Annotated in this window: 23 protein-coding genes; 14 read left to right on the forward strand and 9 right to left on the reverse strand. The window is 56.4% G+C overall.

Annotation, left to right across the window (positions count from 1 at the left end):
• Positions 1-70: 70 nt before the first annotated feature.
• A complete protein-coding gene (locus tag FrondiHNR_RS01615) occupies positions 71-886 on the reverse strand; it encodes a serine protease (protein ID WP_279353507.1) in 816 nt (271 codons plus the stop codon).
• Between the two features lie 284 nt (positions 887-1,170).
• Here FrondiHNR_RS01615 and FrondiHNR_RS01620 point away from each other — a divergent pair, with 284 nt between their 5' ends.
• The gene (locus FrondiHNR_RS01620) at positions 1,171-1,845 is read left to right on the forward strand and encodes a GAP family protein (RefSeq protein WP_279353508.1); all 675 of its coding nucleotides are present in this window, start codon (positions 1,171-1,173) and stop codon (positions 1,843-1,845) included.
• 116 nt (positions 1,846-1,961) lie between these two features.
• Positions 1,962-3,203 (forward strand): acyltransferase, encoded by a 1,242-nt coding sequence (locus tag FrondiHNR_RS01625; protein ID WP_279353509.1) that lies wholly within the window; start codon positions 1,962-1,964, stop codon positions 3,201-3,203.
• On the opposite strand, the gene FrondiHNR_RS01630 is transcribed toward FrondiHNR_RS01625, so the two are convergent.
• Genes FrondiHNR_RS01630 through FrondiHNR_RS01640 form a run of 3 tightly spaced genes read right to left on the reverse strand, consistent with a single transcriptional unit; the run spans position 3,192 to position 5,781 of the window.
• Positions 3,192-3,668: a GerMN domain-containing protein gene (locus tag FrondiHNR_RS01630; RefSeq protein ID WP_279353510.1), complete on the reverse strand. Its 477-nt coding sequence runs from the start codon at positions 3,666-3,668 to the stop codon at positions 3,192-3,194. The two genes, FrondiHNR_RS01625 and FrondiHNR_RS01630, sit on opposite strands and share 12 nt — an antisense overlap.
• On the reverse strand, positions 3,665-5,110 hold the full coding sequence (locus tag FrondiHNR_RS01635; protein WP_279353511.1) for a HAMP domain-containing sensor histidine kinase: 1,446 nt from the start codon (positions 5,108-5,110) through the stop codon (positions 3,665-3,667). The genes FrondiHNR_RS01630 and FrondiHNR_RS01635 overlap by 4 nt, the downstream gene beginning before the upstream one ends.
• On the reverse strand, positions 5,107-5,781 hold the full coding sequence (locus FrondiHNR_RS01640; RefSeq protein WP_279353512.1) for a response regulator transcription factor: 675 nt from the start codon (positions 5,779-5,781) through the stop codon (positions 5,107-5,109). Before FrondiHNR_RS01640 ends, FrondiHNR_RS01635 begins: the two co-directional genes overlap by 4 nt.
• A gap of 126 nt (positions 5,782-5,907) precedes the next feature.
• Here FrondiHNR_RS01640 and FrondiHNR_RS01645 point away from each other — a divergent pair, with 126 nt between their 5' ends.
• From FrondiHNR_RS01645 to FrondiHNR_RS01690, 10 genes are all read left to right on the forward strand, one after another.
• The gene (locus tag FrondiHNR_RS01645; RefSeq protein ID WP_279353513.1) at positions 5,908-6,672 is read left to right on the forward strand and encodes an SGNH/GDSL hydrolase family protein; all 765 of its coding nucleotides are present in this window, start codon (positions 5,908-5,910) and stop codon (positions 6,670-6,672) included.
• Between the two features lie 149 nt (positions 6,673-6,821).
• The gene (locus tag FrondiHNR_RS01650; RefSeq protein ID WP_279354443.1) at positions 6,822-8,207 is read left to right on the forward strand and encodes a glycine--tRNA ligase; all 1,386 of its coding nucleotides are present in this window, start codon (positions 6,822-6,824) and stop codon (positions 8,205-8,207) included.
• 2 nt (positions 8,208-8,209) lie between these two features.
• On the forward strand, positions 8,210-9,214 hold the full coding sequence (locus FrondiHNR_RS01655; RefSeq protein ID WP_279353514.1) for a type II CAAX endopeptidase family protein: 1,005 nt from the start codon (positions 8,210-8,212) through the stop codon (positions 9,212-9,214).
• 44 nt (positions 9,215-9,258) lie between these two features.
• Entirely contained in the window at positions 9,259-10,668 is a 1,410-nt protein-coding gene (locus tag FrondiHNR_RS01660) for an FAD-dependent monooxygenase (RefSeq protein WP_279353515.1), read from the forward strand.
• Between the two features lie 89 nt (positions 10,669-10,757).
• Positions 10,758-11,297 carry a hypothetical protein gene (locus FrondiHNR_RS01665; protein WP_279353516.1) on the forward strand — a complete coding sequence of 180 codons (540 nt, stop codon included), beginning with the start codon at positions 10,758-10,760 and terminating at the stop codon, positions 11,295-11,297.
• Positions 11,294-11,701 carry a phage holin family protein gene (locus FrondiHNR_RS01670; protein WP_279353517.1) on the forward strand — a complete coding sequence of 136 codons (408 nt, stop codon included), beginning with the start codon at positions 11,294-11,296 and terminating at the stop codon, positions 11,699-11,701. The genes FrondiHNR_RS01665 and FrondiHNR_RS01670 overlap by 4 nt, the downstream gene beginning before the upstream one ends.
• Positions 11,691-12,101, forward strand: a complete 411-nt coding sequence (locus tag FrondiHNR_RS01675) for a DUF3618 domain-containing protein (RefSeq protein ID WP_279353518.1) — start codon at positions 11,691-11,693, stop codon at positions 12,099-12,101. The genes FrondiHNR_RS01670 and FrondiHNR_RS01675 overlap by 11 nt, the downstream gene beginning before the upstream one ends.
• A 262-nt stretch (positions 12,102-12,363) precedes the next feature.
• A complete protein-coding gene (locus FrondiHNR_RS01680) occupies positions 12,364-13,137 on the forward strand; it encodes a uroporphyrinogen-III synthase (protein WP_279353519.1) in 774 nt (257 codons plus the stop codon).
• A 68-nt stretch (positions 13,138-13,205) separates the two neighbouring features.
• Positions 13,206-13,667, forward strand: a complete 462-nt coding sequence (locus tag FrondiHNR_RS01685; protein ID WP_279353520.1) for a hypothetical protein — start codon at positions 13,206-13,208, stop codon at positions 13,665-13,667.
• 65 nt (positions 13,668-13,732) lie between these two features.
• Positions 13,733-15,031: an alpha/beta fold hydrolase gene (locus tag FrondiHNR_RS01690; protein WP_279353521.1), complete on the forward strand. Its 1,299-nt coding sequence runs from the start codon at positions 13,733-13,735 to the stop codon at positions 15,029-15,031.
• A 58-nt stretch (positions 15,032-15,089) separates the two neighbouring features.
• On the opposite strand, the gene FrondiHNR_RS01695 is transcribed toward FrondiHNR_RS01690, so the two are convergent.
• The 4 genes from FrondiHNR_RS01695 to FrondiHNR_RS01710 form a co-directional block, all read right to left on the reverse strand.
• Positions 15,090-16,109, reverse strand: a complete 1,020-nt coding sequence (locus FrondiHNR_RS01695; RefSeq protein ID WP_279353522.1) for an MDR family oxidoreductase — start codon at positions 16,107-16,109, stop codon at positions 15,090-15,092.
• Positions 16,110-16,179: 70 nt separating this feature from the next.
• Complete coding sequence (locus FrondiHNR_RS01700; protein WP_279353523.1) at positions 16,180-16,998, reverse strand: ABC transporter permease; 819 nt, start codon at positions 16,996-16,998, stop codon at positions 16,180-16,182.
• Positions 16,995-17,894 (reverse strand): ATP-binding cassette domain-containing protein, encoded by a 900-nt coding sequence (locus FrondiHNR_RS01705; RefSeq protein WP_279353524.1) that lies wholly within the window; start codon positions 17,892-17,894, stop codon positions 16,995-16,997. Before FrondiHNR_RS01705 ends, FrondiHNR_RS01700 begins: the two co-directional genes overlap by 4 nt.
• 95 nt (positions 17,895-17,989) lie before the next feature.
• Positions 17,990-18,145, reverse strand: coding sequence for a hypothetical protein (locus FrondiHNR_RS01710; RefSeq protein WP_279353525.1), 156 nt, complete (start codon positions 18,143-18,145; stop codon positions 17,990-17,992).
• 113 nt (positions 18,146-18,258) lie between these two features.
• Here FrondiHNR_RS01710 and FrondiHNR_RS01715 point away from each other — a divergent pair, with 113 nt between their 5' ends.
• A complete protein-coding gene (locus tag FrondiHNR_RS01715; protein WP_279353526.1) occupies positions 18,259-18,825 on the forward strand; it encodes an acyl-CoA thioesterase in 567 nt (188 codons plus the stop codon).
• Positions 18,826-18,939: 114 nt separating this feature from the next.
• Here FrondiHNR_RS01715 and FrondiHNR_RS01720 read toward each other — a convergent pair whose 3' ends face one another.
• Positions 18,940-19,782, reverse strand: coding sequence for a siderophore-interacting protein (locus FrondiHNR_RS01720; protein ID WP_279353527.1), 843 nt, complete (start codon positions 19,780-19,782; stop codon positions 18,940-18,942).
• A gap of 104 nt (positions 19,783-19,886) precedes the next feature.
• Here FrondiHNR_RS01720 and FrondiHNR_RS01725 point away from each other — a divergent pair, with 104 nt between their 5' ends.
• On the forward strand, positions 19,887-23,636 hold the full coding sequence (locus FrondiHNR_RS01725; protein WP_279353528.1) for a bifunctional proline dehydrogenase/L-glutamate gamma-semialdehyde dehydrogenase: 3,750 nt from the start codon (positions 19,887-19,889) through the stop codon (positions 23,634-23,636).
• The last annotated feature ends 68 nt before the right edge of the window (positions 23,637-23,704 follow it).

Consider the following 23,704-nt stretch of genomic DNA (forward strand, 5'->3'; position numbering starts at 1 on the left):
GGGGCGGTGAGACGTTCGCCGCCCCCTCCGACTACCTCATCGGTAATTTCATAATTGTGTCTGTGCGGGGTTAGAGCCGAGGGTAGATCTGAGTCATTCCATCGAGGAAGCCCGGCGCTGAGGTTGAGGCAAAGATTCCGGGTTTGCCCCGATCGCCACAAACCGCTTCGCCCCTGCTTACCACTCCGAGCTGAACTAGTTGGCCGTTTTTCTCTACCAAAAGAGGCCCACCCGAGTCGCCCATGCACACACTAGCGCCCCGTATGCCGGCGCAGATATCTGCGTCGGTAACCTCGTCACCCCACAGAGCTTTGCACTGACTCAAGGGCATGATGGGTGCAGTTACTTTTTGGAGAATTGACGGGGAAACGGCGTTCCACGCCTGGGTTCTGCCCCAACCAATTGCTGTCGCATCACCCACCTGTGCTGTTGCTCCAGGCTCTGGGAGTTGCACGGGAATGATATCCTCAATGGCCCTATCTAGAGTAATGAGCGCCGTGTCATTTGACTCTTTGCTCACAATTTTTGCGATCTTCCGGGTTTGCCCGAGGGATTTGTCTACAATGTTATGGCTTCCCACGGTTACGGTCGTGTTGTTTATAAGTGTGTCGCTTGTCAGATCGCTCACGCAGTGTTCTGCTGTCAATATGGTTTGCTGATCAATGAGTGAGCCGCCGCAGAAGTGCCTGCCGTTATCCTGTATTGATGTTGCAAAGGGGAACTCCCCTTGGACGGCATTTGTGCCTCCTACGATGCGAGGAGAGATAGCGGGGTTGTTGTTTATCGGCTCCGAGATTTGCTCCGCTTGGGCGCTGAGAGTTCCAGTAGTAAGTGCTAGTAGTGCAGCCGCGGTATAGCTCAGTGCTGCAACGAATGTTTTGCGCAATATGATACTCCTTTGGCATTTCTAATTTTATTGATTTAATAAATTAGCATAGCTAAGAAATATATAGCTACATATTTAGTTGCGCTAAATGATTAAATCATTTCTGTTGAGACGAACGGTTAGGGTGCGTGTTTGGTTGAGTCGTGGTACTGGCAACAAAGTTTGTGGTTCTTTTGCCTCCCGCTTGCTCTTTTCAATCTGGTTGTGTGTGCCTCGGGGTGGGGTTGAGAAAAATAATATTTGCCCTATTTCATATTGAGTACGATGCATATAGCATTATGAATATGTTTTGGGAAACTATCGGAGAGATTGTTCCTCTTGCTTTTGGTATTGTTATCTCGCCAATGCCGATTGTTGCCGTAATTGCCTTGCTGCTTGGTCCTAAGGGCAAGGGGAATGCGGTTGTGTTCACACTTGCCTTTGTCATAGCAACCTTTGTTCTCACGCTCATCTTTGCGTCAGGTGTGAAGAGCACAACCTCGTCCGATTCCTCCTTTACGACTCTGCTGCATATTGTTTTGGGATTTGTGTTTGCCGGACTGTTCTTTTTTCTCTCTTGGAAAAGCTGGAACGGACGTCCTCAAAAAGGCAGGGCGGCGGCGGAACCAAAGTGGTTGGCCGCGATTGACTCCTTCAATCTGGTCAAGTCCGTCGGGTTAGGATTGCTCCTTGCAATTATCAATGTTAAAAATCTGCCCATCATCATTGCCTCGGGTACTGCGATTGGAACCGCACGTTTAGCTTGGCCGCTGGTTCTGATTGCGGTTACCGCATTCGCCCTCTTGGCGTGTCTTGGGCTGATCGTTCCAACCGTCATTGGCAGTAGTGGCTCTGCAAGGGTTACTCAATTTCTGAGTTCCGCAAAAGGTGCTCTCATTGCACACAACAACATCATTATGACCGTGTTATTTCTGATTCTTGGTGCTATTCAACTGGGCAAGGCGATCGGGTCGTTTTGACGAGGTGACGAGGCTCACTATAGTGCTCGGGCTTATTGCGACTTCCCAGAGAGTCGCGCCCTGATTGTGACACAACAGCGATATTCGTGACACATCGGGGCGAGATGGTTGACGGTATGTCACCTTCACCTTCTGCGCCTTCCGTTACAAGCAATAGTCTTGCTCACCCTCAGGGGCAGAGGGCTTATATTCCCGCTTTGGATGGACTGCGTGGTCTTGCAATTTTTGGCGTGTTATTATTCCACACGGATAATTTAGCGGGTGGATTCCTTGGGGTTGATCTCTTTTTCGCGCTATCGGGGTATCTCATCACCGATCTGCTTCTCAGGGAGCTTAATCGATCTGGAGGCATCTCTCTCCTTGGTTTTTGGGAGCGACGGATACGCCGACTTTTTCCCGCTCTAGCCCTGATGATTCTAGCGGTGACCGCTGCTGTCTGGATAATGGGTGACAGCGACCTTATGAAGACAACCCGCTCAGATGGGCCCTGGGTTGTGTTTAACCTCATGAACTGGCACCTACTAGCGGAGTCAGCGGGATACTGGGATCGGTTTGGGGTGGGACGCGTATTTGAACACCTGTGGAGCATCGCGGTTGAGGAACAATTCTACGTGGTGTGGCCATTGTTGGTGCTTCTTGTTGCGTTTATTGGCTATCGCACACACCGGATCATAGCGTTTTTAGCCGCCGGAATTGCGATTGTGTCGCTGGTGTGCATGATTGTGCTGGTTGATCCGGGTGACCCCACCCGTGTGTACATGGGAACAGACACGCGTGCGTTCTCGCTACTACTGGGCGCGGTTGTTGCGACCGGTCCGGTACGTCTTATTCTGGGACGTGTCACCCGCGTGTGGGTGGGAGTCATTGGAGCGGTGCTCCTGGTCGTGCTCGGGGCGGCCTGGTTTACGGTGGAAGGGACCGGGACGAATGGGTTGTTTACCGGCGGTCTATTTGCCCACTCCATTGGCGCGGCCGTGTTAGTGGGGTTGATTGCACAGGGAAGCGACGATCTCATAAGCCGCTTTCTCTCCTTCCCTCCCCTACGGTGGCTCGGACTCATTTCCTACAGCCTCTACCTCTGGCACTGGCCCGTAATCGTGTTGCTTCCCCCCGAGAAAACGGGTCTTGAAAGCTGGGTGCACTCGGCGTTGGTCATTGGTATTTCGATTGTGTGTGCATACGCATCCCTGCGTTTGATTGAGAACCCGATTCGATTTCACGCTCCCTGGGCTTGTGGACGCACTGGGGCAATTGTGTTTGCCGGGTTATTAATTTTACTGGTGGCAGTGTGGTTTATGCTTCCCTCAGGACCCGTGACGATGATTGATGTTGACCGTCTGGGATCATCAATTCAGTAGAGGGCAGGTTCGTCCCCGCACTGAGCCTGGAGTACCCATCGTAAATCTGACCGTGACAGTTGCCTTTTCTGAACCGCCAGCTTGAATGTGGCTTGCCAGGGTCGTGCAGACGATCTGATCAATGCCCGTTTCAGTTGCCTCGTAATCGGCCAGGGGAACCCGCAGTGTGATTGTGTTGTCGCTTTCATAGACAAAGACGTATGCACTCGCCTCTGGAATTTCGGTTGTGAACCCAGAGGGTGGCGGACCCTGTATCAGCGAGGTGAGGGCCTCTGCAATCGTACCGAGTGAACCCCGACGCTGCTTGAACGGTTGGAGCTTTCCGTCTTCTCCTACGAAGTAGAGAGTCCAGCCCTCTGCAAGACCGGTGGGTGACTCCTGCATATCAATGACACCGCTCGGTTGAATCCCGCAGCCGGTCACTAGGAGAACAACGCACACAGCGGACCACATCGTTCGTTTCACTCGGGTTCCTCCTGTGTTTTAGCGGGCTTTTGGTCCCGGCCCTGTATGCGTGGGAGTGAGAGGAGAAACTGGGCGCCACCATGCTCAACGCTGGTAGCGGTGATAGTGCCACCGTGTAGCAGCGCATTCTCGCGTGCTATTGCAAGCCCCAGCCCGCTCCCATCGCTTCGAACGCGTGCGGCATCGGCCTTGTAAAAACGGTCAAATATGTGTGAACCAACCTCTTGAGAAAATCCTGGACCGTGGTCAATAACCTTTACCTCAACCGTGCTCTCTGTTGTCGAGATAGCAACCTGTACTGGAGGTTTACCGTGGCGTATTGCGTTGCCAATCAGGTTGGCAATGATCACATCGATTCGCCGATGATCAAGCTGACAGAACAGGCTTTTGGGGCCTACGACCTCAACCTGATCTCCCCATCCGCGCAGCGCCAGGCAATTGTGTATGATCTCTATGATGTCTGCCAGCTCAACCTTCAGCAACGCCGTTCCCGCATCGAATCGTGAAATCTCCATGAGGTCTTCCACTAGCCTGACGAGTCGATGGGTCTCGGTGATTGCTAGCTGTGCGGATTCTTGCACCTCTGGTTTCATATCTGCGGTGGCATCCGTGAGTACTTCGGTAACCGCAACCAGGGTGCTCAACGGTGTGCGTAATTCGTGGGACATATCGGCGGCAAATCTTCTTGCATCGGCTTCCATCCGCTCCATCGTTTTTATCGATTTTTGTATCGAGTTTGCCATGTCATTAATTGTTTGGGTAAGCTCCGTTAGTTCGTCTGAGCCTGTGGGAAAAGAACGGGCATTGAGGTCGCCAGACGCCAGCTGTCGCGCGGTATCTCGTAGATCTCGTATCGGTCGTAAAACGCGGCGAGTGACCAGCAACGCAAGTATCCCCGAGAGGGGAACGGCAAAAGCTGTGGTGAGCAGGGCTGCCTGGACTGTTTGATCAATCTGGTTTTGTACGTCGTTGAGGCTTCGGATCGTATACACCTCAACTCCTGAGGGTCTGCGTACACCGTTTGGGGCGGTGAGCATCACCGGTGTTCCCAGGAGGAGATTTTCCTCGTTTGGGGTTGTGGTTCTTTGAATCACGACTCTTTCCCCCGAGCTAACTGCTCTGCGCAGATCGTCGCTGAGAGAAAGCTCGGTGGAACCTGTTGTGAAGACGCGATCTCGGAAGGAAACTGTCACCGTCCCTCCAACCGATATGGCAATCTGCTCAAGGGTATTTTCGTCGGGAGGATAGCGTAGGCGCGGTGTAACGGCTTCTATCCGACTCGCGAACTCGGAGGCCAGTTGCTGCTCACGCAGGGCCAGCAGTGAGGACGTCGTTGATGCACCGCTTGCCCAGGCCGCCGTTCCCACGCTCACCACCGTTACGCAGATAAAAGCCAGGATAAACCGGGAGCGAAGCCCGTGAAGCCGTAACTTTTGTGTCATAGGGGACCAAAACGATAGCCAAAACCGCGCACGGTTTGAACATACTCAGGGTTTGCCGGATCGTCTTCAATCTTTGCGCGGAGGCGTTGAATACCGTTATCAACCAGGCGAGAATCACCCAGATAGTCGTGTTCCCACACGAGTTCTAGCAGCTGCTGTCTGCTGAGAACCTGTCCCGGCGTGCGCGACAGGGTGAGCAATAATCGTAGCTCAGTTGGTGTGAGCGGAACGGGTGTGCCCCGGAGAGTGACGGTGAGGGAGGTGGTGTCGATATGGAGTTCTCTGTGCACGCGGATACTCTCGTGTGTGCTCTCTGAACGACGCAGCACCGCACGGATGCGTGCGTCGAGAACGGTTGGTTGAGCGGGTTTAACAACGTAGTCGTCCGCACCCGCTTCTAAGCCGTTTATGATGTCAAAGTCATCATTGCGAGCGGTGAGTAAGATGACGGGAGTGCAACTAGCCTGACGGATACGTCTGCACGTTTCGAAGCCGTTTATTCCCGGTAGCATCACATCTAGCACAACCAGATCGGGCGGTGCGTTGTGAAATTTTTGCAGGCCTTCCTCACCGGTGCTGGCTACGCTGAGATCGTGACCGTGTCTCCCCAGAGCAAGCTGTAATCCGCGCTGAACCAGGGGGTCATCTTCTATCAATAAAAGCTTTGACATCTTAGATTCAAGTATTTACGATTTTGGTCAGGCTCGCCACCCTGTCCGGCCGGTTACAGCCTCTTTGAGACGTGTTTGCGACACAATGGCGGTGCGGCTGGGACGCTCTGTCCAGATCGTAGAGTCATGAATAAAACTAAGAAAAATACTATTGTGGGTGTGCTCGGGACTTTATTGCTTGTTCTCACCGCCTGCTCTACCGTCAAAAGCACAGCCGATGCTGAAGGCCAGACCGATCCCGCCGGCAACGGACTCTCTTCTGTCGTTTTTATAGGGGACTCAATCGCAGAGGGAATCTCCCAACCGCTGAAGAGCGCCTTTGAGTCCGCTGATGTTAAATACAGTGCATATGTGCAGGCCGGGGGTGGATCTCTTGTCGGACCTATCGCCGATGAAACCTGGAAGAAGCTGCCGGCGCTGATCAAAACTGCCCAACCAAACCTCGTTATTTATCAGCTTAATACGTATGATTGGGGCGATGAGAGCGAACAGACCGCCGCTTACGAACGACTCTTGTCAACCGCTTCTGAGGCCGATGCAAAACTTGCTTTTGTTACCATGCCACCGATTCAACCGGACGAATTCTACGAACCACACATGGAAGATATTCTACGCACTGCGAGTGTGGCGCAGACTGTTGTGAGTTCCTCTGGAGGAAAAGCATATTTTCTGGACGCAAAAGAAGTGTGGGGAGAAAACTACGAGCGTATGAGAGATGGCAAGGTATATCGCAGTGAGGATGGTATTCACACCTGTCAGCAGGGTGCCGCACGCCTTACTCAATGGCTGCTCAACCAACTCACCGTCTTGTACCCCGATTTCACACCACCCGCTGCGGATAAGTGGGCAAACTCGGGGTGGTCCTCTGCTAAGCAATTTACCGGCTGTTAGCCTGTCGCATCACGTTGCGGCGTGCTGAGCAACATGATGTCGTTTGTGCCGCAGCAGCCGCGAGCGGCTCCACGATAGACTAATCGGGTATGTGGTTCGTGCTTCCGCGCGAGCCTTCCCGAATGTCATCTCCCACCATTGGAGCCGCCGTGGCCGCTGTTAGCCGTCTTGATAAAGTTATCGCCCTTGCCCGTCACCGCGGGTTTGTTTTCCAAGCGGGTGAGATTTATGGTGGGTCTCGTTCCGCGTGGGACTACGGTCCCTTGGGAACAGAGCTCAAAGAGAACATCAAAAAGCAGTGGTGGCGTCACATGGTGACCAATCGCGACGATACGGTGGGTATCGACTCCTCTGTTATTTTGCCCCGTCAGGTGTGGGAGGCGTCCGGTCACGTTGAGGTCTTTAGTGACCCCCTGGTGGAGTGCACAAGCTGTCATAAGCGTTACCGTGCTGATCACCTCGAGGAAGAATACGAGGAGAAAAAGGGGCGAGCCCCCGAGAACGGCCTAGCCGATATCGTATGTGTGAACTGCGGTACCCGGGGTCAGTGGACAGAGCCGCGCGCGTTCTCCGGACTACTGAAAACCTACCTGGGGCCGGTTGACGATGAGGTTGGCATGCACTACCTCCGGCCCGAGACGGCTCAGGGGATTTTTGTAAACTTTGCCAACGTGTTGCAGGTATCACGAAAGAAGCCTCCGTTTGGTATTGGGCAGATCGGGAAGAGCTTTCGTAACGAGATCACTCCCGGAAACTTCATCTTCCGCACCCGTGAGTTCGAGCAGATGGAGATGGAGTTTTTTGTCGAGCCCGGCACCGATGAGACATGGCATCAATACTGGATCAACAACCGCCTCAACTGGTACATCAACCTAGGAATCGACCCCGATAACCTGCGTCTTTTTGAGCACCCCTTTGAAAAGCTCTCGCACTACTCCAAGGGCACCACCGACATCGAGTACAAATTCGGGTTTGCGGGTGGTGACTGGGGAGAACTTGAGGGAATTGCTAATCGCACGGACTTCGACCTGAGCACGCACTCCAAGCACTCCGGTAAAGACCTTAGCTTCTTTGATCAGAGCAAGAACGAACGCTATGTCCCCTACGTGATTGAACCCGCAGCCGGTCTCACGCGCTCACTCATGGCCTTTCTGGTGGATGCCTATCACGAAGAAGAAGTGCCCAACGCAAAGGGTGGCACGGATACTCGTACGGTGCTTAAACTCGACCCTCGCCTGGCCCCTGTGAAGGCCGCTGTTCTTCCCCTCAGCCGCAACGAGACTCTTTCCCCGCTGGCGCGTGAGGTTACAAACAACCTGCGTGATCAGTGGAACATCGATTTTGATGATTCGGGTGCCATCGGTCGCCGCTATCGCCGCCAAGACGAGATCGGAACCCCCTTCTGCGTGACGGTGGACTTTGACTCTCTCGAAGATCATGCCGTGACGGTGCGTGATCGCGACACCATGCAGCAGGAGAGGGTTCCCCTCGATAAGCTTTATGTTTATCTGGCCGAAAGACTTAAAGGCGCCTAAACATGCCCTATGCGGAACAAGCGGTAAGTGCCCTTCCCACTCCCCGGTTGGAGTACCAACGGCTTTTCCGCGGTCAAAAAAACTATCGCTGGTGGAAACCGCTGCTTGCGGTTGTTCTGAGCGCGCTGTTCATTGGTGTTGCGATGAGTATGCTTTTGGTGGCGGTGGCCGTTTTCGACCTGATTTTTGCGGCGAGCACAGGCCGTCCCGGGTATTTTGTGTCGCTGGACGGGACGATGAACCAGGAGGCTTTTACACGAACAGACGCCGCCAACCCCCTGAGTCTGTTGATTAACCTGGCCACAATTGCGCTCTGGATACCGTGCGTTTTGCTGGCCCTGTGGGTCTCGGGTATTCGCCCCGTGGGTCGGGTGCACTCGGTGGCGATGCGACTTCGGTGGCGCTGGATGGGGGCGTGTGTGCTCCCCGCGCTGGGGGCGACAGCTCTCATGATGGCGATCGGGACGATCGTTGCCCCCCTCATCATCGATGAGGCACAACCAGAACCGCTCCCGCTTCCCGGTACCTTTGCGATAGTTGTGTTGATCATTATTGTTGTGGTTCCCCTGCAGGCTGCGGCGGAGGAGTATGTTTTTCGCGGTTTGCTCACCCAGGTTTTGGGGGCGTGGATAAAGTTTCGTGTGGTGGCTCTAGTGGTTCCCACCCTTATCTTTGCCTCACTGCACAGCTATGACGTGTGGGGGATTCTCAACGTGGCCATCTTTGGCATCACGGCGGCCTGGATCACACTGCGTACCGGTGGCCTAGAGGCTGCGATTGTGCTGCATACGATGAACAATGTTGTGCTCTTTCTTCTTCTTGCCACCGGCGCGAGTGGTGATACGCGAGTTGCTACGGAGACCGCGGGGCCCGTGATACTCATTGGGACAAGCGCCATGATGGCCCTTTACGCGTGGTGGGTCGACAGAAAGCGTCAGAAGGTAGGGCTGGAAACTACCGGTGCGTACGATACAGTTGTTCCCGGGGCGGCCCCGTCCCACGGTTAGGCTCTTGCGCCGTATAAGTTCCAGGGAGAATCAGGGGGTGTCGTATGGATCAGGATAAAAACCCTCTTCCCGATGATGTTGATGCCGTTGTGATAGGAGCCACCCTCACCGGGCTTATAGCGGCCTGGGAGCTGGTTCGCACCGGAGTAAGCGTTGTGGTGGTTGATGCGGTAGAGGATTTGGCGGAAACACCAGCCTCAATTGACCTGGTGTCTTCCACCGTACGAGATCCACGGGGTACTCTTGCGCAGCTGTTTCGTGATCTTGAGATTGAGGACCTGGCCATTGTTTACCCCACGCCTACAGTGGCTGTCTCGCGTTCCACGGGCAAGCCTCTGGTGCTCGACTATGAGAATGTTTTGGGGATACCCGTCTCACCCCTGGACCGCAGGGTGTCTGCTGTGGTGGGCGCGGGATCGAGCTTTCGAGGCTATCTTGATCGGATCAAACCGGTGCTCACGGTAGGGAAGGAGCGTTTTATCGGTCCCCTGGTGCGACAGCGATTAGGACCCGGAATTGCACAGTATCTAGTAGAACCCGTGCTGAGGGATCGTTTTGGTATCTCGGGTGATGAGATTGAGGTAAACGCCGCAATTCCGGGACTTAACGAGGCCCTGACTCGTGTGGGGTCGCTCTCCGGAGCGGTGCTCTCCGTGAGCGAGGAGATGGTCGCTCACGAAACCCTCCACTCACTCGTGGGAGGCCTGGGGCTTATCTACAGCACGCTCTTGGAGCGAATTGCATTTTTCGGTGGGCGCTTTATCACCGGGTATTGTGCGGAAAATGTTGAAGAGAGCCTTAACCCGGGTGTGGTGGGACACGAGTGGGTCATAAACTTTAGCGGCGATAAGTCGCTCTCCGCATCCGCTGTCATTATTGCGTGTGAGGGTGACAACCTCACAATTGATCCCCGCACAGTGTCCGAGTGGCCCCAGATCACAGAGAAGCGCACTCGTCTACGGGGGGAATATGGCAACCGGAACCACGCAGTATATTCCATATCTGTTATGCAATGTGACTCTTCCGCTCTGGTGGATACTCCCCCCTATGTTGTTGCAGAAAACGATAGCTCAGAGATTTGCCGGGTGGAGAGGGTAAGTGTGCTCTGGCCCCACACGGTAGAAGAAAGCCCGGACGGGTATGAGCTTATCCGGGTAATTCGTCGCCAAAAATCAGGACTTTCTCTTCAGGAGCAGACGCAAGAGATAGCCGACTTTATGGGAATGTCGCAACTTGATTCGGCCACTCTTGTGAGGGAGTTTTCCTCGAGCTTGTCACTGGACGAGGCGCGGGTTGTGTTGCTTGCCGACGATGATTCAGATGCTGCGCGAGAGCCGATTCCCACGCTGTCATACCTGCCGCTGTGGCCAAGGAATACCCAGCTTGACCACGTTGTAGAGGCTACTCGGCTCCTTTCTACGGGCATCCGTAGAACCATTCTGGGAATCGTATAGTATTTTTGGAATATACATAGTTACCGGATGGGGCTACTCTGGTAGAAGGAGTAGCAATAAACGAACACAAACCGTAAGGATTAGTAGGTATGAAAGGCAAGATTGCTTTTATACTGGGAGCATTGCTTGGCTATGTTCTTGGTGCGCGCGCCGGACGCAAACGTTACGAGCAGATAAAAGCCGGTGCAGAGAAGGTATGGAACACCCCTCCCGTCCAAACCGCTGCCGAACACGTAAAGGACTTTTTAGGGGCGCAGGGTACCGCGGCCCAGTCTTTTGCGGGAGACGCTGTGAGGGCGGGGCTTGCACTCCTCGCGGAACGTCTTTCATCACCGCGGGGCGGGGCAACGGAAGATACCCCAACAGGTGATAACCAACAGAGCGCCGGAGCCTCTGCCGCCTCATCAGGGGAGACGGTTCCGTCAGAGGATACAGCCCCAGGGAATGCCGCTGCGGCGGAAGATGTCTCTTCTGCCGCAACGACCTCGGGTGTAGCCGGTAAAACTGGTGGATCGGGTAAAACCACTAAAAAAACATCCTCTGCGAAAAAGACCTCGGGTGGTTCAAAAGCGTCGGGTGCGAGTCGCGCCTCGGGCGCAGCAAAATCTGCACGGGACGGTAAAAAATGAGGGCGAATGAACGGGGTTCGACGGCATCTCTTTTCACACTCATCACCAGGCTTTTTGCGCAGGTCATTTCGCTTGCCCGAGCCGAACTAGACAACGCTAAAAAAGAGATCATCCGCAAGCTCAAAAAGCTTGGTTTGGGAATCGCGCTTCTGATTGTTTCCCTGTTTTTTGTTTTCTTTGCAATTGCGTGTTTTGTAGCGGCAGCTATCGCGGGTATCGCAACCGCTCTCCCCGTGTGGCTCTCGGCCCTGATAGTGGCCGTTGCTCTGCTACTGATCACCGCAGGCTGTGTGTGGTGGGGTATTCGGAGCCTGCAGAAGGGTGTTCCGATTCCCGATGAAACGCTAGATAGTATCGAGGAAGACTTTAAATCTATGAGTGAGGCAACGGGTAATGGTCGCTAAATCGGATGCTCCTGGGAGCGATGAAACACACTACGGTGCGGCGGGGGCAACCGCAGAGAGCTCCGGGGGGTCGGAGCGAAGCCCGTATCAAGACGATAGCTTCACCGAGCGCAGCGACTTCTCGCGTGCCGGGGAACGTAGCGAAGCCACCGGCTTCGATCGGGTTGGTGGTTCAACATCGCAGGATATTGAACGTCTCCGTGAAGAGATCGGTGAAACGTTACGTGCCCTCGAAGACAAGCTTAACGTGGGAAAGCGGGTTGATGAGGCCGTGGATCGGACGTGTGAACGGGTATCCGATCTGCGCGATAACAATCCGGTTGCATTTGTTATTGGCATCGCCGGTGTTGCCGTACTGGCAGGGGCAGCCGTGTGGGCGATAGCGCGCAAGATCTTGTGAATTAATCTTTTTACGCCAGCACTGTGGTTGTCACTGATTTTTGTTCGGGTACAGAACAGATACGAAGGCTTTTCTCGCACCTTGTGCCTGAACTAAACTATTCCTGTTGTTCTCTTGGCTATCGAATCGTTGAGTTTGGCTCAGCGAGCAGAAGGGGGCACAATAGAGAAATGACGAGCGAGGGTTGCATGACGCTAATCGTTGTTGCAGATACACGAGGCGTGACAACTCCTGAGCAGATTAGAGTCAGGGCTTGTTGCTAATGACAGAGTTAAAGACGCTGAGCGGGTGGCGCATACTTGTGCCTCGGGGTGGCCCCTGGGGAGATCGTGTTGCCGCTTCACTGCGTAACTATGGCGCCCAGCCCGTGATTGCCCCGTTGATCAACTTTGCCCCCACCGACGAGGCGGAGTCTCTGCGGGTGGCACTCGACCGTCTTGCGGCTGGAGAGTTTGCGTGGATTACCGCAACGAGCGCTACAGTGGTTGATGTTTTGGCCCATCACAATGTGGTTATTCCTCCCCACACCAAAGTTGCTGCGGTGGGTGAGACAACCGCGGCTGCCTTCACCGCGGCCGGTTACACGGTTGATATCACCCCGGTTGCAGAAAACAGTACGTACGGTCTTTTGAACGAGTGGCACGAAGTGAGGGAGAGCCCGTCGCTTAAAATTCTTACACTCCGCTCCAACACGGCTGTGCCGGTTCTGACCAAGGGACTCTTGGCTCTGGGTCATGACGTCACCCAGGTGGTTGCCTTTCGCACCGTGGGTGTTCCCGTTGCCGAACGGGTTCGTCAGGATGTGAGTTCCGGACGTATTAACGCTCTGCTCATCACTTCCGGTTCTGTTGCCGAACAGGTTCGTCTGCAATTTCCTGAGCTTCCCGAAGGAACCCTGCTGGCGTGTGTGGGGCCACAGACCAAAAAAGATGCTGAAGCTCAGGGGCTACGCATTGACGTGGTTGCTGATGAGCGCACAACCGAATCCTTGGTAAACGCAGTGGCTTCTGTGGCTGACACCGATAGCGAATACTAGACCTCTCGGTTTTTGAAACACCCGTAACATCGGTCGACGCGGGAGCTTGAACAAGGCACACTAGGAGTATGGCAAAAATACGTGTGCACTCGGATCGGGTGGAGATCAAGCTCTCAGCCGTCGAGAAGACACTGTCCTTTCACCGAAAAGACATCGTTATTCGCCGTTCAGACATCACCTCAGCGGTTATCACCGACGAACCCTGGGGGTGGATGCGGGGGGCGCGTTCACCGGGAAACTCTGTCCCGTATTCGTATGCTTTTGGTACCTGGAAATTTTACGGTGGAAAAGATTTTTTGCTGCTGCGAGGACGTCGTCGCCGGGCAGTTGTGATCGATATTGAGGTGGAGGATATCCCCGAACAGCCCACCGAGCCGGTAGATGTTGTCGGTGAGGAAGCGGTAGCAGTGGACGAGGTTGATCGCTTCTCACGCATCATCGTGTCGACCGAGCACGCCGCAAAACTTGTGACCGCTCTGAGGCTGAACCACACGGGTGAGGTTCATATCGCAGCTCCGGGAAAGCCCTAGTGTTTGACTCACGGCTTCTTGTGTAACCATCAAAACGTTGCCCCTACAAAAGATTTTTTCTCCTCATGATCACTCACGAATACACCATCCCCGGTCTGCACATTCGCGACCACACGGTTTCTGTTCCACTTGACTGGAGCGCGCCTGAAAGCTCTCCCACTCTCCAAATTTTTGCCCGGGAAATTGTTGATCCAACTAGGAGGGAGCACAACCTACCCCTGCTTGTTTTCCTGCAGGGCGGTCCGGGAGGAAAGTCACCGAGACCGGTTGATCGAAGTGGCTGGCTGGGGGAGGCCCTGACTCGTTTCCGGGTGATTCTCTACGATCAGCGCGGCACGGGCCGTAGTGCGCGTATCCAGGCGCGAGACATGGAGCGTTTTGCGGATGGAGACGCGGCGGCTGAGTATCTGCTCCATTTCCGGGCGGACTCCATAGTTCGTGACCTGGAACACCTCCGGCTCACCGAGTTTGGTGGGGTCCGTTGGCACACCCTCGGACAGAGCTACGGCGGTTTTCTCACGCTGAGCTATCTCTCGATGGCCCCGGAGGGTGTGGCGGCTTCTTACATTACCGGAGGTCTGCCCGGCCTCTCGGCTAATGCAGAGGAAGTCTATCGACGCACTTTCCCTCGCACAACCCAGAAGAATCGTGAGTTCTACTCCAGATATCCTCACCTGGAAAAACGGGTTGCCGGTATCGCGGAATACCTAGAAACACACGATGTGCGCTTACCCGACGGAGACAGGCTTACCGTGAAGCGACTCCAAACACTCGGTTTCAGCTTTGGTGCGATGCACGGAGCAGATACTGTTCACTGGCTGCTAGACGAGGCCTGGGGAGGCTACGACGCGTCGGTTGGCCTCTCCGATGCCTTCCTTACGCAGGTGATGACGGCAACGGGATACGATCAAAACCCCCTCTACGCGGTGCTGCACGAGAGCATCTACGGTAGTGGTCCTGGCGCTACCCAGTGGGCGGCACAGCGGGTGAGAGAGGAACACTCCGAGTACGAGGCCTCCGTCAGGCCGTTATTTTTTACCGGTGAAATGATTTTTCCCTGGATGTTTGAGGAGATTCGTTCCCTGCGCGGATTCCGCGATGCCGCAGACGCGTTAGCGCAGCGGACAGACTACTCGCCTCTGTACGATCACAAGCAGCTTGCGAACAACGAGGTTCCCGTGGCGGCGGCCATCTACGATGATGATATGTATGTGGACGCGGGCCTCTCGAAAGAAACCGCGCACACAGTGAAGGGTCTGACCCCGTGGGTTACCAATGAGTTTGAACACGACGGCATCGCCAGCGGTCGGGTGGTTACCCGACTGTTTGACCTGGTTGATGAGCGCGGCGGACCCCTGAGTTAACAGCGCCACCGGATGGGTGTTCGACCCGCGTTGTTGGGTGTGAGTGGGCATCATCCGGTTAGCGTTTGACCCGCACCACCAGCCGCCCGCGCACCTTGCCCTCCGCGAAGCTCGGCGCGTGGTGAAGAACCTGGTCTAGCGTGATCTCGCGCGTGAGGCTGTTGAGGGATTCTTCCGTAAAGACCTCGGTGAGATAGTTCCACGCGCGCTCCCTCGCGGCGGCGGGGGCATCCACCGAATTGATACCGCGGAGGGTGACGGCACGCAAGATAAAGGGCATGACGGTCGTGGGAAGATCGCCCCCTTGCGCTAGGCCACAGGCCGTGACGATCCCACCGTAGCGTGTCTGGGAAAGAATATTGGCGAGGGTGTGGCTGCCCACAGAATCAATCGCGGCTGCCCAGAGCATTTTTTGGAGGGGTTTGCCCGGGGAACCTAGCTCCTGTCGATCGATAATGCTGTGGGCACCCAGCTTCGAGAGATAGCCTTCTTCTTCCTCTGCCCTGCCGCTGGAGGCAACCACCTGATAGCCCGCGTGAGCGAGCAGGGAGATCGCTATCGAACCAACACCTCCGGCGGCCCCGGTCACCAAGATTGGTCCGTCTGCCGGACGGATTCCGTGGTCGCGCACCGCCAAAACCGAAAGGGCCGCCGTGAAACCAGCGGTGCCGAGGGCCGCCGCCCATCGGGCGCTGCGAGTCTCAGGAAGACGCACCAGGCTTTGCCCTCGCACATGAGCACGCTCAGCAAGACCGCCGTGCTGATTCTCGCCAATGCCGTCACCGTTGAGGATGACGTGATCACCCGGTTGCCAACGATCGTCGCTGCTTGTGATAACGGTGCCCACCAGGTCGATTCCGGCGACCAGGGGGACAACCCTGGCCACACCACGATTGCCCGCCAGGGCGAGGGCGTCTTTAAAGTTGAGGCTGGAGTATGCTACCTCCACCCAGACGGTACCGTCTGGGCTGCCGAGGTCGGACTCAGTGAGGTCGGCAAGACGGGCCAGTGTGGGCCTATCGTCTGTTTCGCCGTAGGTTTCCTCCACAAGTAGTGCTCGATACGTTTTGTCCACCATGATCTTTCTCCTATGAAATCTTTTGAAGCCTCTTCCCGATATTGAGTTTTTCTGATTGCGACAGGACGCGTCAGCTCACGTCGCGACGCCAGCTCACGAAGTAGCCACCCGCGGTGGTGATAATCGCGTAGGCCAGCAGGACCAGACCTCCTGCCCACCAGAGCAGAGCCGTGGAGCCAGCGTCCATGGTGTAAAAACTGATTCCCACCAGCGCGTCTCCTGCAGCTCCCGGAAGAAATTTTGCGATGTCCGCGGACCAGCTGGTGAGATTCCCGGCAAAGCGTAACAGGGGTTCCACAAACTGGGTGAACACCAGGATGGTGATGATCGACCCCACCTGGCTAGGGATAAGGGAACCAAGCCCCACCCCGATAAGGCCCCAGAGAGCGAGGACGAGAACTACGCGGCCGAGCATTGCCCAGGTGTCTGAGCTACCAAACTCCGTGTCAATCCCAAAAGCAGCCAGCACGGCTCCGCTGACTCCGGCGGAGGCGATAACGGCCACAACACCGTAGACAGCTCCCCACACAAACGCGGTGACGCTTTTTGCGGTGAGGACGACTATGCGATTGGGGTTTGCGAGGAAGGTTGGTGTGACGGTCTTGTGGCGAAACTCCTGGGTGACCATCATCGCGGCAAATATCACGGGAAATACGAATCCCACGGAACTGCCAAACGAGTAGAGGAGCAGGGGGTCGAGAGGCGGCATAGCCTGGGCGTCCCCCACTATAGCTGCTAAGTTTGCGTCCCGTGTGGTCACTAACAGAGCTGCCATGAACCCGGCGGTAAGCCCGACATAGCCAAACATGATGAGCGCGAGAAACCACCAGAGGCGAGTGCTAAGTATTTTGAGGAATTCCGCGCGAAGAGCAGATGCAAAAGTGCTCATGATCCCTCCTCGCGAATCAGCTTGAGGAAGGTGTCTTCCAGATCCGTGGAGTGGCGCTGCAGGGCGTGGAGTTCTATTGCGTTAAGAAAAGCAATGCGTCCCACGCGGGCAGTATCGGTGTCTGACACAACTAGACCTTGACGCCCCTGATGCACAACAAGGCCCTCAGCGACCAGTGCATCTTTCAAGCGCCGCCGATCGGGAGTGTCGACCGTGACCCACGACTCGTTGCGCTCTTCGAGGTTGAAGAGGGAACCCGTAAAGACAAGCTCGCCCCGTCGAATGACCAGTACCTCATCCACCGTCTGTTGAACCTCGCTTAACAGGTGTGAACTGATGAGCACAGTGCGCCCTTCGTCGGCTAGGTGCCGCAGGAGTCCACGAATCCACTTGATGCCTTCGGGATCAAGACCGTTAACCGGTTCGTCAAGTACAACGACGCTCGGGTCGCCCAGGAGCGCACCGGCTAGGCCGAGCCTCTGCCGCATGCCCAGGGAGTAGCCGCCAACACGCTGTTCGGCGGAATCGTTCAGCCCCACCAGGTCAAGAACGGTGTCTACCCGCTCCAACGGGATGCGAGCGGCGCGAGCGTATACGCTGAGGTGATTGCGGGCTGAGCGTCCGGGATGAAAACTGGTGGCCTCAAGCGCTGCCCCAACCGTGGTGAGCGGAGAAGCGAGGTCTTTGTACGGTGTATTTCCCACCAGGGCGCTTCCTTCGGAAGCCGCGACCAAGCCCAGTAGAATGCGGAGGGTTGTGGTTTTTCCAGCTCCATTGGGACCGAGGAAAGCCGTAACTTTTCCGGGTAAAATTGTGGCGGTGAAGTTGTTGACGGCCAGCACTGAACCGTAGCTTTTAGAGACACCGGAGAATTGGAGGGGGAGTCCTTCAGCCATGTAGAACCTCTCTTCAGTCGTGTGCTTCATAGCTTAGCGTTGAGTGCTCCAATAAATGCTTTAACTTGATTAAAATTCATCCATAAACACTGCGACTACGATTTATCCTCGAATGGCGTCCGCGGGATGGCGGATGCCGCGACCAGGGCCGGGTAGGTAGCGGTGAGCGCCCCGGTGACGGTTCCTGCGAGAACGCCCACTCCCAGCGGGTCGGGTTCGCGAAGGTGGCCTGTGATGTCGCGAGGTGCCACTGTGTGCGCCACTGCTCTGAATGTGGCGGTTGTTGGCATATTTTCGTGTACCAGAAAGTGAATACGCGTTCTAACCCTTAGGCTTCGTCTGCGAAAAATTGTCAAAAGGGGATATGGTGGGCCGGGTGAACATGATTCTGCGGATGTTTTTCCTCACCCTCCGCTCAAAGCGGGGGCCACGCCTACAGCCCTGGGATGTGTGCCGCACGCGTTTTCGCGTGGTGCTCACCGACCTGGATGTGCTGCGTCACATGAACAACGGGCGCTACCTCTCCATTATGGATCTGGGGCGCCTTGACCTGATGTACCGATCACGCATGTGGCAAAAGCTCAAGCAGCGAGGCTGGTACCCCGTGGTTGTGGCCCAGAGTATCACGTATCGCAAATCACTCACCCTGGGGCAGTCGTTTATTGTGGAGACCCAAATGGTGGGACACGACACAAAGGCTTTTTACCTGGAGCAGCGGTTTACGGTTGGCGGTGAAATCTACGCGCGGGCCTTCCTGCGCGCGCGATTCCTCAAGAGAACGGGAGGGGCGCTCCTCGCCACGGAGGTTGTTGAGGGGCTCGGTGTTGACGATATCCCTGCGAACAGGATGCCGGAGTGGGTGCGGAACTGGGCCGAGGCCTCAACGCTTCCCGCGACTAAGGCGCCGGCCCCCAGCGTGTGGGACGACTAAGCTACAGCGTCCGCTTGGTGCCGGTGGTATGACTCCGGCTCCAGACGTGTGGAGCAACCAAGCAGCGAGGTGCGCAGATGGGGGATGACCTTAATCCTGGGCGGAGAGAGAAGCCTACTCGGGATCGGTTTCGTCGAGCGGTGCGTGATGGTCAAGGTTGACTACGCCCCGCTTCCAATAGCCCTGCACATCAACCTGTTCGCGGGCAAGACCCAGCTCGCGACGAAGGTAGCGCCTCACGGGAATCAATTCGTTTGCCTCTCCCGCTGCCCACACGTAGGTGTCCTGGCCGATACTGATTGACCGCACCGCCTCAAGCAGTTGCCCCGGGCCGTCTTCTCGGTAGAGACGTTCGACGGAGGCACGTGTGTGAAGCGTGGGTGGTTGCAGGGGGTTGCTCAGGTAAGGGTCAAAATCTTCGTTCTCAGTGAGCAGGATTGCGCTGACCCCGGTCTGTGAGGGAAGCAACTGTAGCCAGCGGGTGAGGGAGGGAAGCGCCGTTTCGTCGGCGATGAGTATGGCCTCCGGTGAGTCCGTGGGAGCCAGGGCTGATCCGCGTGGACCCCCAACAACCACCTCGTCTCCTACCGCTGCACCGAGGGCCCAGGAGGTGGCTGGACCCGGGTTCTCATGGAGAACAAACTCGATATCGATGCTGGCCGGGCGCTCCGGCGTGGCGGGAACGTAGCGTAGCGGGGTGTAGTCGCGGGATATCGAGACTCCAGAGTCGGGACGTTGAATGCCGCCGTCCTCTGCTATCCACGGCGCGTTAAGTTGCCCGGTAGCGGGATCGGGGAAGAAAACCTTGGCGTGATCGGTGGGGCCGTCCGAAACAAAATCATTAAGATCGGAACCCGCGAGTGTGATTGATCGGATGCCCGGCACAACATCGTGAATGGAAAAAACTGCGAGCCGACGCAGTGCCAAGTCGTAACGAACGTGTTCGCGCGTGTGCATGCAATGACCTCCCCGAGACGGTGTACGTCTATTTTAGATGGGTTTTGCCGTATTTATAGTCGCAAATGAGCCGATTTTTTATCGTCGCGGCCTAGGCTTGGACTATGGCCGACTCAGCAGATCTGATACATCCGCGCAATCTTGCCGACGACGCAATTCTTCTGGTGAGGCAGTGGCTGACGGACAGCGAGTCCGCGGACACAGGGGCAACGGGGGAATCACGCTTGCTTTTTGAGCTGCTCCGTGACGATGATGGGCTCACTTTCATCAAAGATTTTATCGACGGTGTTATTCAGCCCGAAGATGCATTTGTGGCTGCGATGAACCTCAAAAGAGTAGCGGCACGGGCCCCGGAGTCGCTTTCTCCCGCGTTGCGGCTGGCGGTTCAGGCCGGCGGCGTGGCCTCCCTGGCGCTCCCCTGGGCCGTTATTCCCTTGGCTAAGGGTGCCCTGCGACGCACCGTGAGTCATCTGATTATTGATGCCCCGCCGGAGGGGAACAGCCCGGGGAAGAAACCCGATGTGCTGGGTAAGGCTCTGGCAAGGATACGGGCCGCCGGGCACGACCCCAGCGTGAGCGTGCTCGGAGAGACCGTGCTCGGGGAGAAGGAGGCGCGGCGCCGGGCGGGAATTATTCGCGAGGTGATCAAGCGTGACGATGTGGAGCGGATCTCGCTCAGACTTTCCTCAATCGCCAGCAATATTACGCTGTGGGGTTTTGAGGAGACGGTGAGCAAAATTAGCGCGCGGCTCCTTGTGCTGTACGAATTGGCGGCGCAGACCGGAACCTTTATCACCCTGGATGCGGAAGAGTTCGGTCACTTTGATCTGACAAATGCTATTTTTCGAGACATTCTCAACCGGCCGCAGTTACGTTCGATGAGTGCGGGCATCACACTACAGGCCTATCTTCCCGATTCGTACAAGGCTCTCAAGCAACTCACCCGGTGGGCAATGAAACGTGTAGAGAACGGGGGCGCTCCTCTCTATGTGCGATTGGTAAAGGGTGAAAGCCTGTCGGCGGAGGGCGTGAACTCCACTCTGAACGGTTGGCCACGGCCCACCTTCTCTTCGAAGCGTGAGACGGACACAAACTATAAACGACTGCTGGACTATGCCCTGCGCCCCGAGCATGTCCGTGCCCTGAAGGTGGGTGTGGCAACCCACAACCTCTTTGATGTTGCCCTGGCTCACAAGTTGGCCGAGCGTCGCGGGGTTTCTGATTCGGTGCAGTACGAGATGCTTTTGGGTATGGAGCCCGCCCACATTGACGCGGTGTCCCGCACCGTGGGGAGTGTTCAGCTGTACACTCCGGTGGTGGGCCCCGGAGAGTTTGATGCCGCCGTCTCCGCCCTGGCTCGCAGGCTGGAAGAGGGTTTTTCTGCCGACAGCTTTTTATCGGCGTTCCTTTTCTCTGATGACAAGGAGGAGGTCTTTACCCGAGAGAGTGAACGCTTTGTCTCGTCGCTTGCGCGCCTCGGTGTAGATGTTGCGCCGACAAGTAGAAGAACGCAGGATCGCAGTACGGAGCATCAGGTAGAGAGCGAGGACAGCGCACTCTTCCACCGCAGGGCCGAGGAACCGGGTCCGGACACCCTCGACGAGGGCATGACTCAGGCCGTGATGCGGCTCAGCGATATGGAGGAGGCTTCCCACCCGATCCTTGAACCGGCGGCGCTTCCAGATGATATTCCCGTGGTCTCGCTCACCGGCTTTGTGAACGAGCCCAACACCGATCCCTCTCGAGCGGCCAACAGGGCCTGGGCCGAGGGATTGCTTGCCCGTGCCGCGGATACTGTTCTTCCCGAAGAGGCCCTTGCCGCGGCGGCGGTGAGAAGTCCCGCGGAAATCAACTCGCTGATCGTCTCTGTGAGGGAACGTGCCGTTTCGTGGGGAGCCATGTCGGGTGCGGATCGCGGGGCCATTCTTCGCCGCGTAGCGTTTGGCCTGGTGGCAAATCGTGATCGATTTATTGAGTGTCTTGTGACAGAGGTGGGTAAGCCCCTCACGGAGGCCGACCTGGAGGTGAGCCGGGCGATCGATTATACGCGCTACTACGCGGCTCGGGCGGCGGACCTTGACACGGTTGTGGGTGCTCGCTTTGTACCCTCTCGTCTCACTGTTGTTACCCCTCCCTGGAACCGTCCCGTATGCACCACAATTGGGTCTACCCTGGCGGCGCTTGCAGCGGGGAGCGGTGTTATTCTCAAACCGGCACCGCAGGCGCGACACTGTGGTGCGCTTGTTGCTGAGGTGCTGTGGGAGGCCGGAGTTCCGCGTGACCTTCTGGCGCTGGTGGACATTCTTGACGCCGGCATCACCGCTGACGAAGACACTGTGCAGGCCGACACCGGTGTGCTTCTTTTTACCGAGACGAGTGACCTGAGTCGGGCCATCGGAATTCCGGAAACACAGCCGAGCGAGGGTGGATTGGGACGCTACCTGGTTTCTCACCCGGGAGTTGACAGGATTGTGCTCACCGGTTCCTGGGAAACGGCGCAGCTTTTTCAGCGGCAGCGCCCCGAGCTGCAGCTCGTTGCTGAAACCAGTGGCAAGAACGCGATTGTGGTAACCCCGAGCGCTGATGTTGACGCGGCCGTAGCAGCTATTGTATCGAGCGCCTTTGGATATTCGGGGCAAGATTGTTCTTCGGCAAGCCTGGTAATCTTGGTGGGGAGTGTGGCTCGTTCCAAACGCTTTATGCGCCAGCTCGAGGATGCCGTGCGCTCGCTCGCGGTGGGCAGCGTTTTTGACTCCGCAACACAGGTGGGGGCCCTCGTCGAGGCGCCGTCGAATGATCTCTGGGGGGTGCTCACCTCTCTTGAGCCCGGTGAATCGTGGTTGGTGGAACCGAAGCCCGTTGATGCGGCGGGGCGCCTCTGGTCTCCCGGGGTTAAGCTCGGGGTTAAGAGGGGTTCGCCAATGCATCGCATGGAGACTCCCGGACCCGTTCTTGGTGTAATGACAGCCCTCTCACTCACGGAGGCCATCGATATTCAAAACTCCACAGGGTACGGACTCACCGCGGGGCTTCACTCCCTGGATGCCGAGGAGGTGGGTATCTGGGTGGACAATGTTCAGGCCGGAAATCTGTGTGTGAACAGGGAAATCACAGGTCTAATGGTTGAGCGTCAGCCGTTTGGCGGGTGGAAAAAGTCGAGTGCCGGTGTGGGCTTCAAAGCGGGTGGACCGAACTATCTGCTCGCTCTGGGTGATTGGGTGGCCGATGAGGGTGATCAGAGTTCAACACTGCATCTGCGCGGCTTGGACGATCGGGTAGCGGCGCTGATTGAGGCCTCTCAAGAGCTGCTTTCCTACGAGGAGTTCGATGTGCTGCGCCGCGCCGCGCTGAGTGATGCCTACGTGTGGGGAACCGAGTTTTCTCAGGTGCATGATGTCTCACAGCTGGGTATCGAACGTAACCTGCTGCGCTACTGGCCCGCTGACAGCATGATACGGAAGTCAGAAGATGCTGATCTTCCCCAATTGCTTCGTGTGCTTGTGGCAGGTGCTCTTACGAGGGCGCAATTAAGTCTTAGCGTTTCTGTGCCCCTGCCTAGGGCAGTTCGTGAGGTGCTAGAGAACTTGGAGATTGATATCAGCATCGAAAGTGATGCCGAATGGTATGAGCGTTTGGCTATTGGTGTTCCCGGTTTGGACCGGGTGCGGCTTGTGGGGGGGCGTAGGGAGGAGGCGGCGCGGAGCCTGGCGCAGCAGCCGGGGGTCCGCCTCTCCGCACAGCCGGTGACAAACTCGGGTCGTCTTGAGATGCTGCCGTTTCTTCGGGAGCAGTCGATCAGTATTACGGCCCATCGTTTTGGGATACCCTCTTCTCTCACGGACACGCTCTTTTAGGGGGAAGACGACGGTTTGATACCGGGAGCTTAAATTCTTTTGCGCCGGGTGTGGTCGCGGGACTTGTC

Source organism: Lysinibacter sp. HNR (assembly GCF_029760935.1).
In the GTDB taxonomy this organism is placed as follows: domain Bacteria; phylum Actinomycetota; class Actinomycetes; order Actinomycetales; family Microbacteriaceae; genus HNR.

Bases quoted from the DNA above. Each gene is read 5' to 3' on its own strand.
- FrondiHNR_RS01620 (WP_279353508.1), top strand. From the start codon at position 1,171: ATGTTTTGGGAAACTATCGGAGAGATTGTTCCTCTTGCTTTTGGTATT.
- FrondiHNR_RS01675 (WP_279353518.1), top strand. From the start codon at position 11,691: ATGGTCGCTAAATCGGATGCTCCTGGGAGCGATGAAACACACTACGGT.
- FrondiHNR_RS01660 (WP_279353515.1), top strand. From the start codon at position 9,259: ATGGATCAGGATAAAAACCCTCTTCCCGATGATGTTGATGCCGTTGTG.
- FrondiHNR_RS01645 (WP_279353513.1), top strand. From the start codon at position 5,908: ATGAATAAAACTAAGAAAAATACTATTGTGGGTGTGCTCGGGACTTTA.
- FrondiHNR_RS01685 (WP_279353520.1), top strand. From the start codon at position 13,206: ATGGCAAAAATACGTGTGCACTCGGATCGGGTGGAGATCAAGCTCTCA.
- FrondiHNR_RS01705 (WP_279353524.1), bottom strand. From the start codon at position 17,894: ATGGCTGAAGGACTCCCCCTCCAATTCTCCGGTGTCTCTAAAAGCTAC.
- FrondiHNR_RS01720 (WP_279353527.1), bottom strand. From the start codon at position 19,782: ATGCACACGCGCGAACACGTTCGTTACGACTTGGCACTGCGTCGGCTC.
- FrondiHNR_RS01700 (WP_279353523.1), bottom strand. From the start codon at position 16,998: ATGAGCACTTTTGCATCTGCTCTTCGCGCGGAATTCCTCAAAATACTT.
- FrondiHNR_RS01625 (WP_279353509.1), top strand. From the start codon at position 1,962: ATGTCACCTTCACCTTCTGCGCCTTCCGTTACAAGCAATAGTCTTGCT.
- FrondiHNR_RS01680 (WP_279353519.1), top strand. From the start codon at position 12,364: ATGACAGAGTTAAAGACGCTGAGCGGGTGGCGCATACTTGTGCCTCGG.
- FrondiHNR_RS01655 (WP_279353514.1), top strand. From the start codon at position 8,210: ATGCCCTATGCGGAACAAGCGGTAAGTGCCCTTCCCACTCCCCGGTTG.
- FrondiHNR_RS01690 (WP_279353521.1), top strand. From the start codon at position 13,733: ATGATCACTCACGAATACACCATCCCCGGTCTGCACATTCGCGACCAC.
- FrondiHNR_RS01640 (WP_279353512.1), bottom strand. From the start codon at position 5,781: ATGTCAAAGCTTTTATTGATAGAAGATGACCCCCTGGTTCAGCGCGGA.
- FrondiHNR_RS01695 (WP_279353522.1), bottom strand. From the start codon at position 16,109: ATGGTGGACAAAACGTATCGAGCACTACTTGTGGAGGAAACCTACGGC.
- FrondiHNR_RS01665 (WP_279353516.1), top strand. From the start codon at position 10,758: ATGAAAGGCAAGATTGCTTTTATACTGGGAGCATTGCTTGGCTATGTT.
- FrondiHNR_RS01715 (WP_279353526.1), top strand. From the start codon at position 18,259: ATGGTGGGCCGGGTGAACATGATTCTGCGGATGTTTTTCCTCACCCTC.
- FrondiHNR_RS01670 (WP_279353517.1), top strand. From the start codon at position 11,294: ATGAGGGCGAATGAACGGGGTTCGACGGCATCTCTTTTCACACTCATC.
- FrondiHNR_RS01725 (WP_279353528.1), top strand. From the start codon at position 19,887: ATGGCCGACTCAGCAGATCTGATACATCCGCGCAATCTTGCCGACGAC.
- FrondiHNR_RS01635 (WP_279353511.1), bottom strand. From the start codon at position 5,110: ATGACACAAAAGTTACGGCTTCACGGGCTTCGCTCCCGGTTTATCCTG.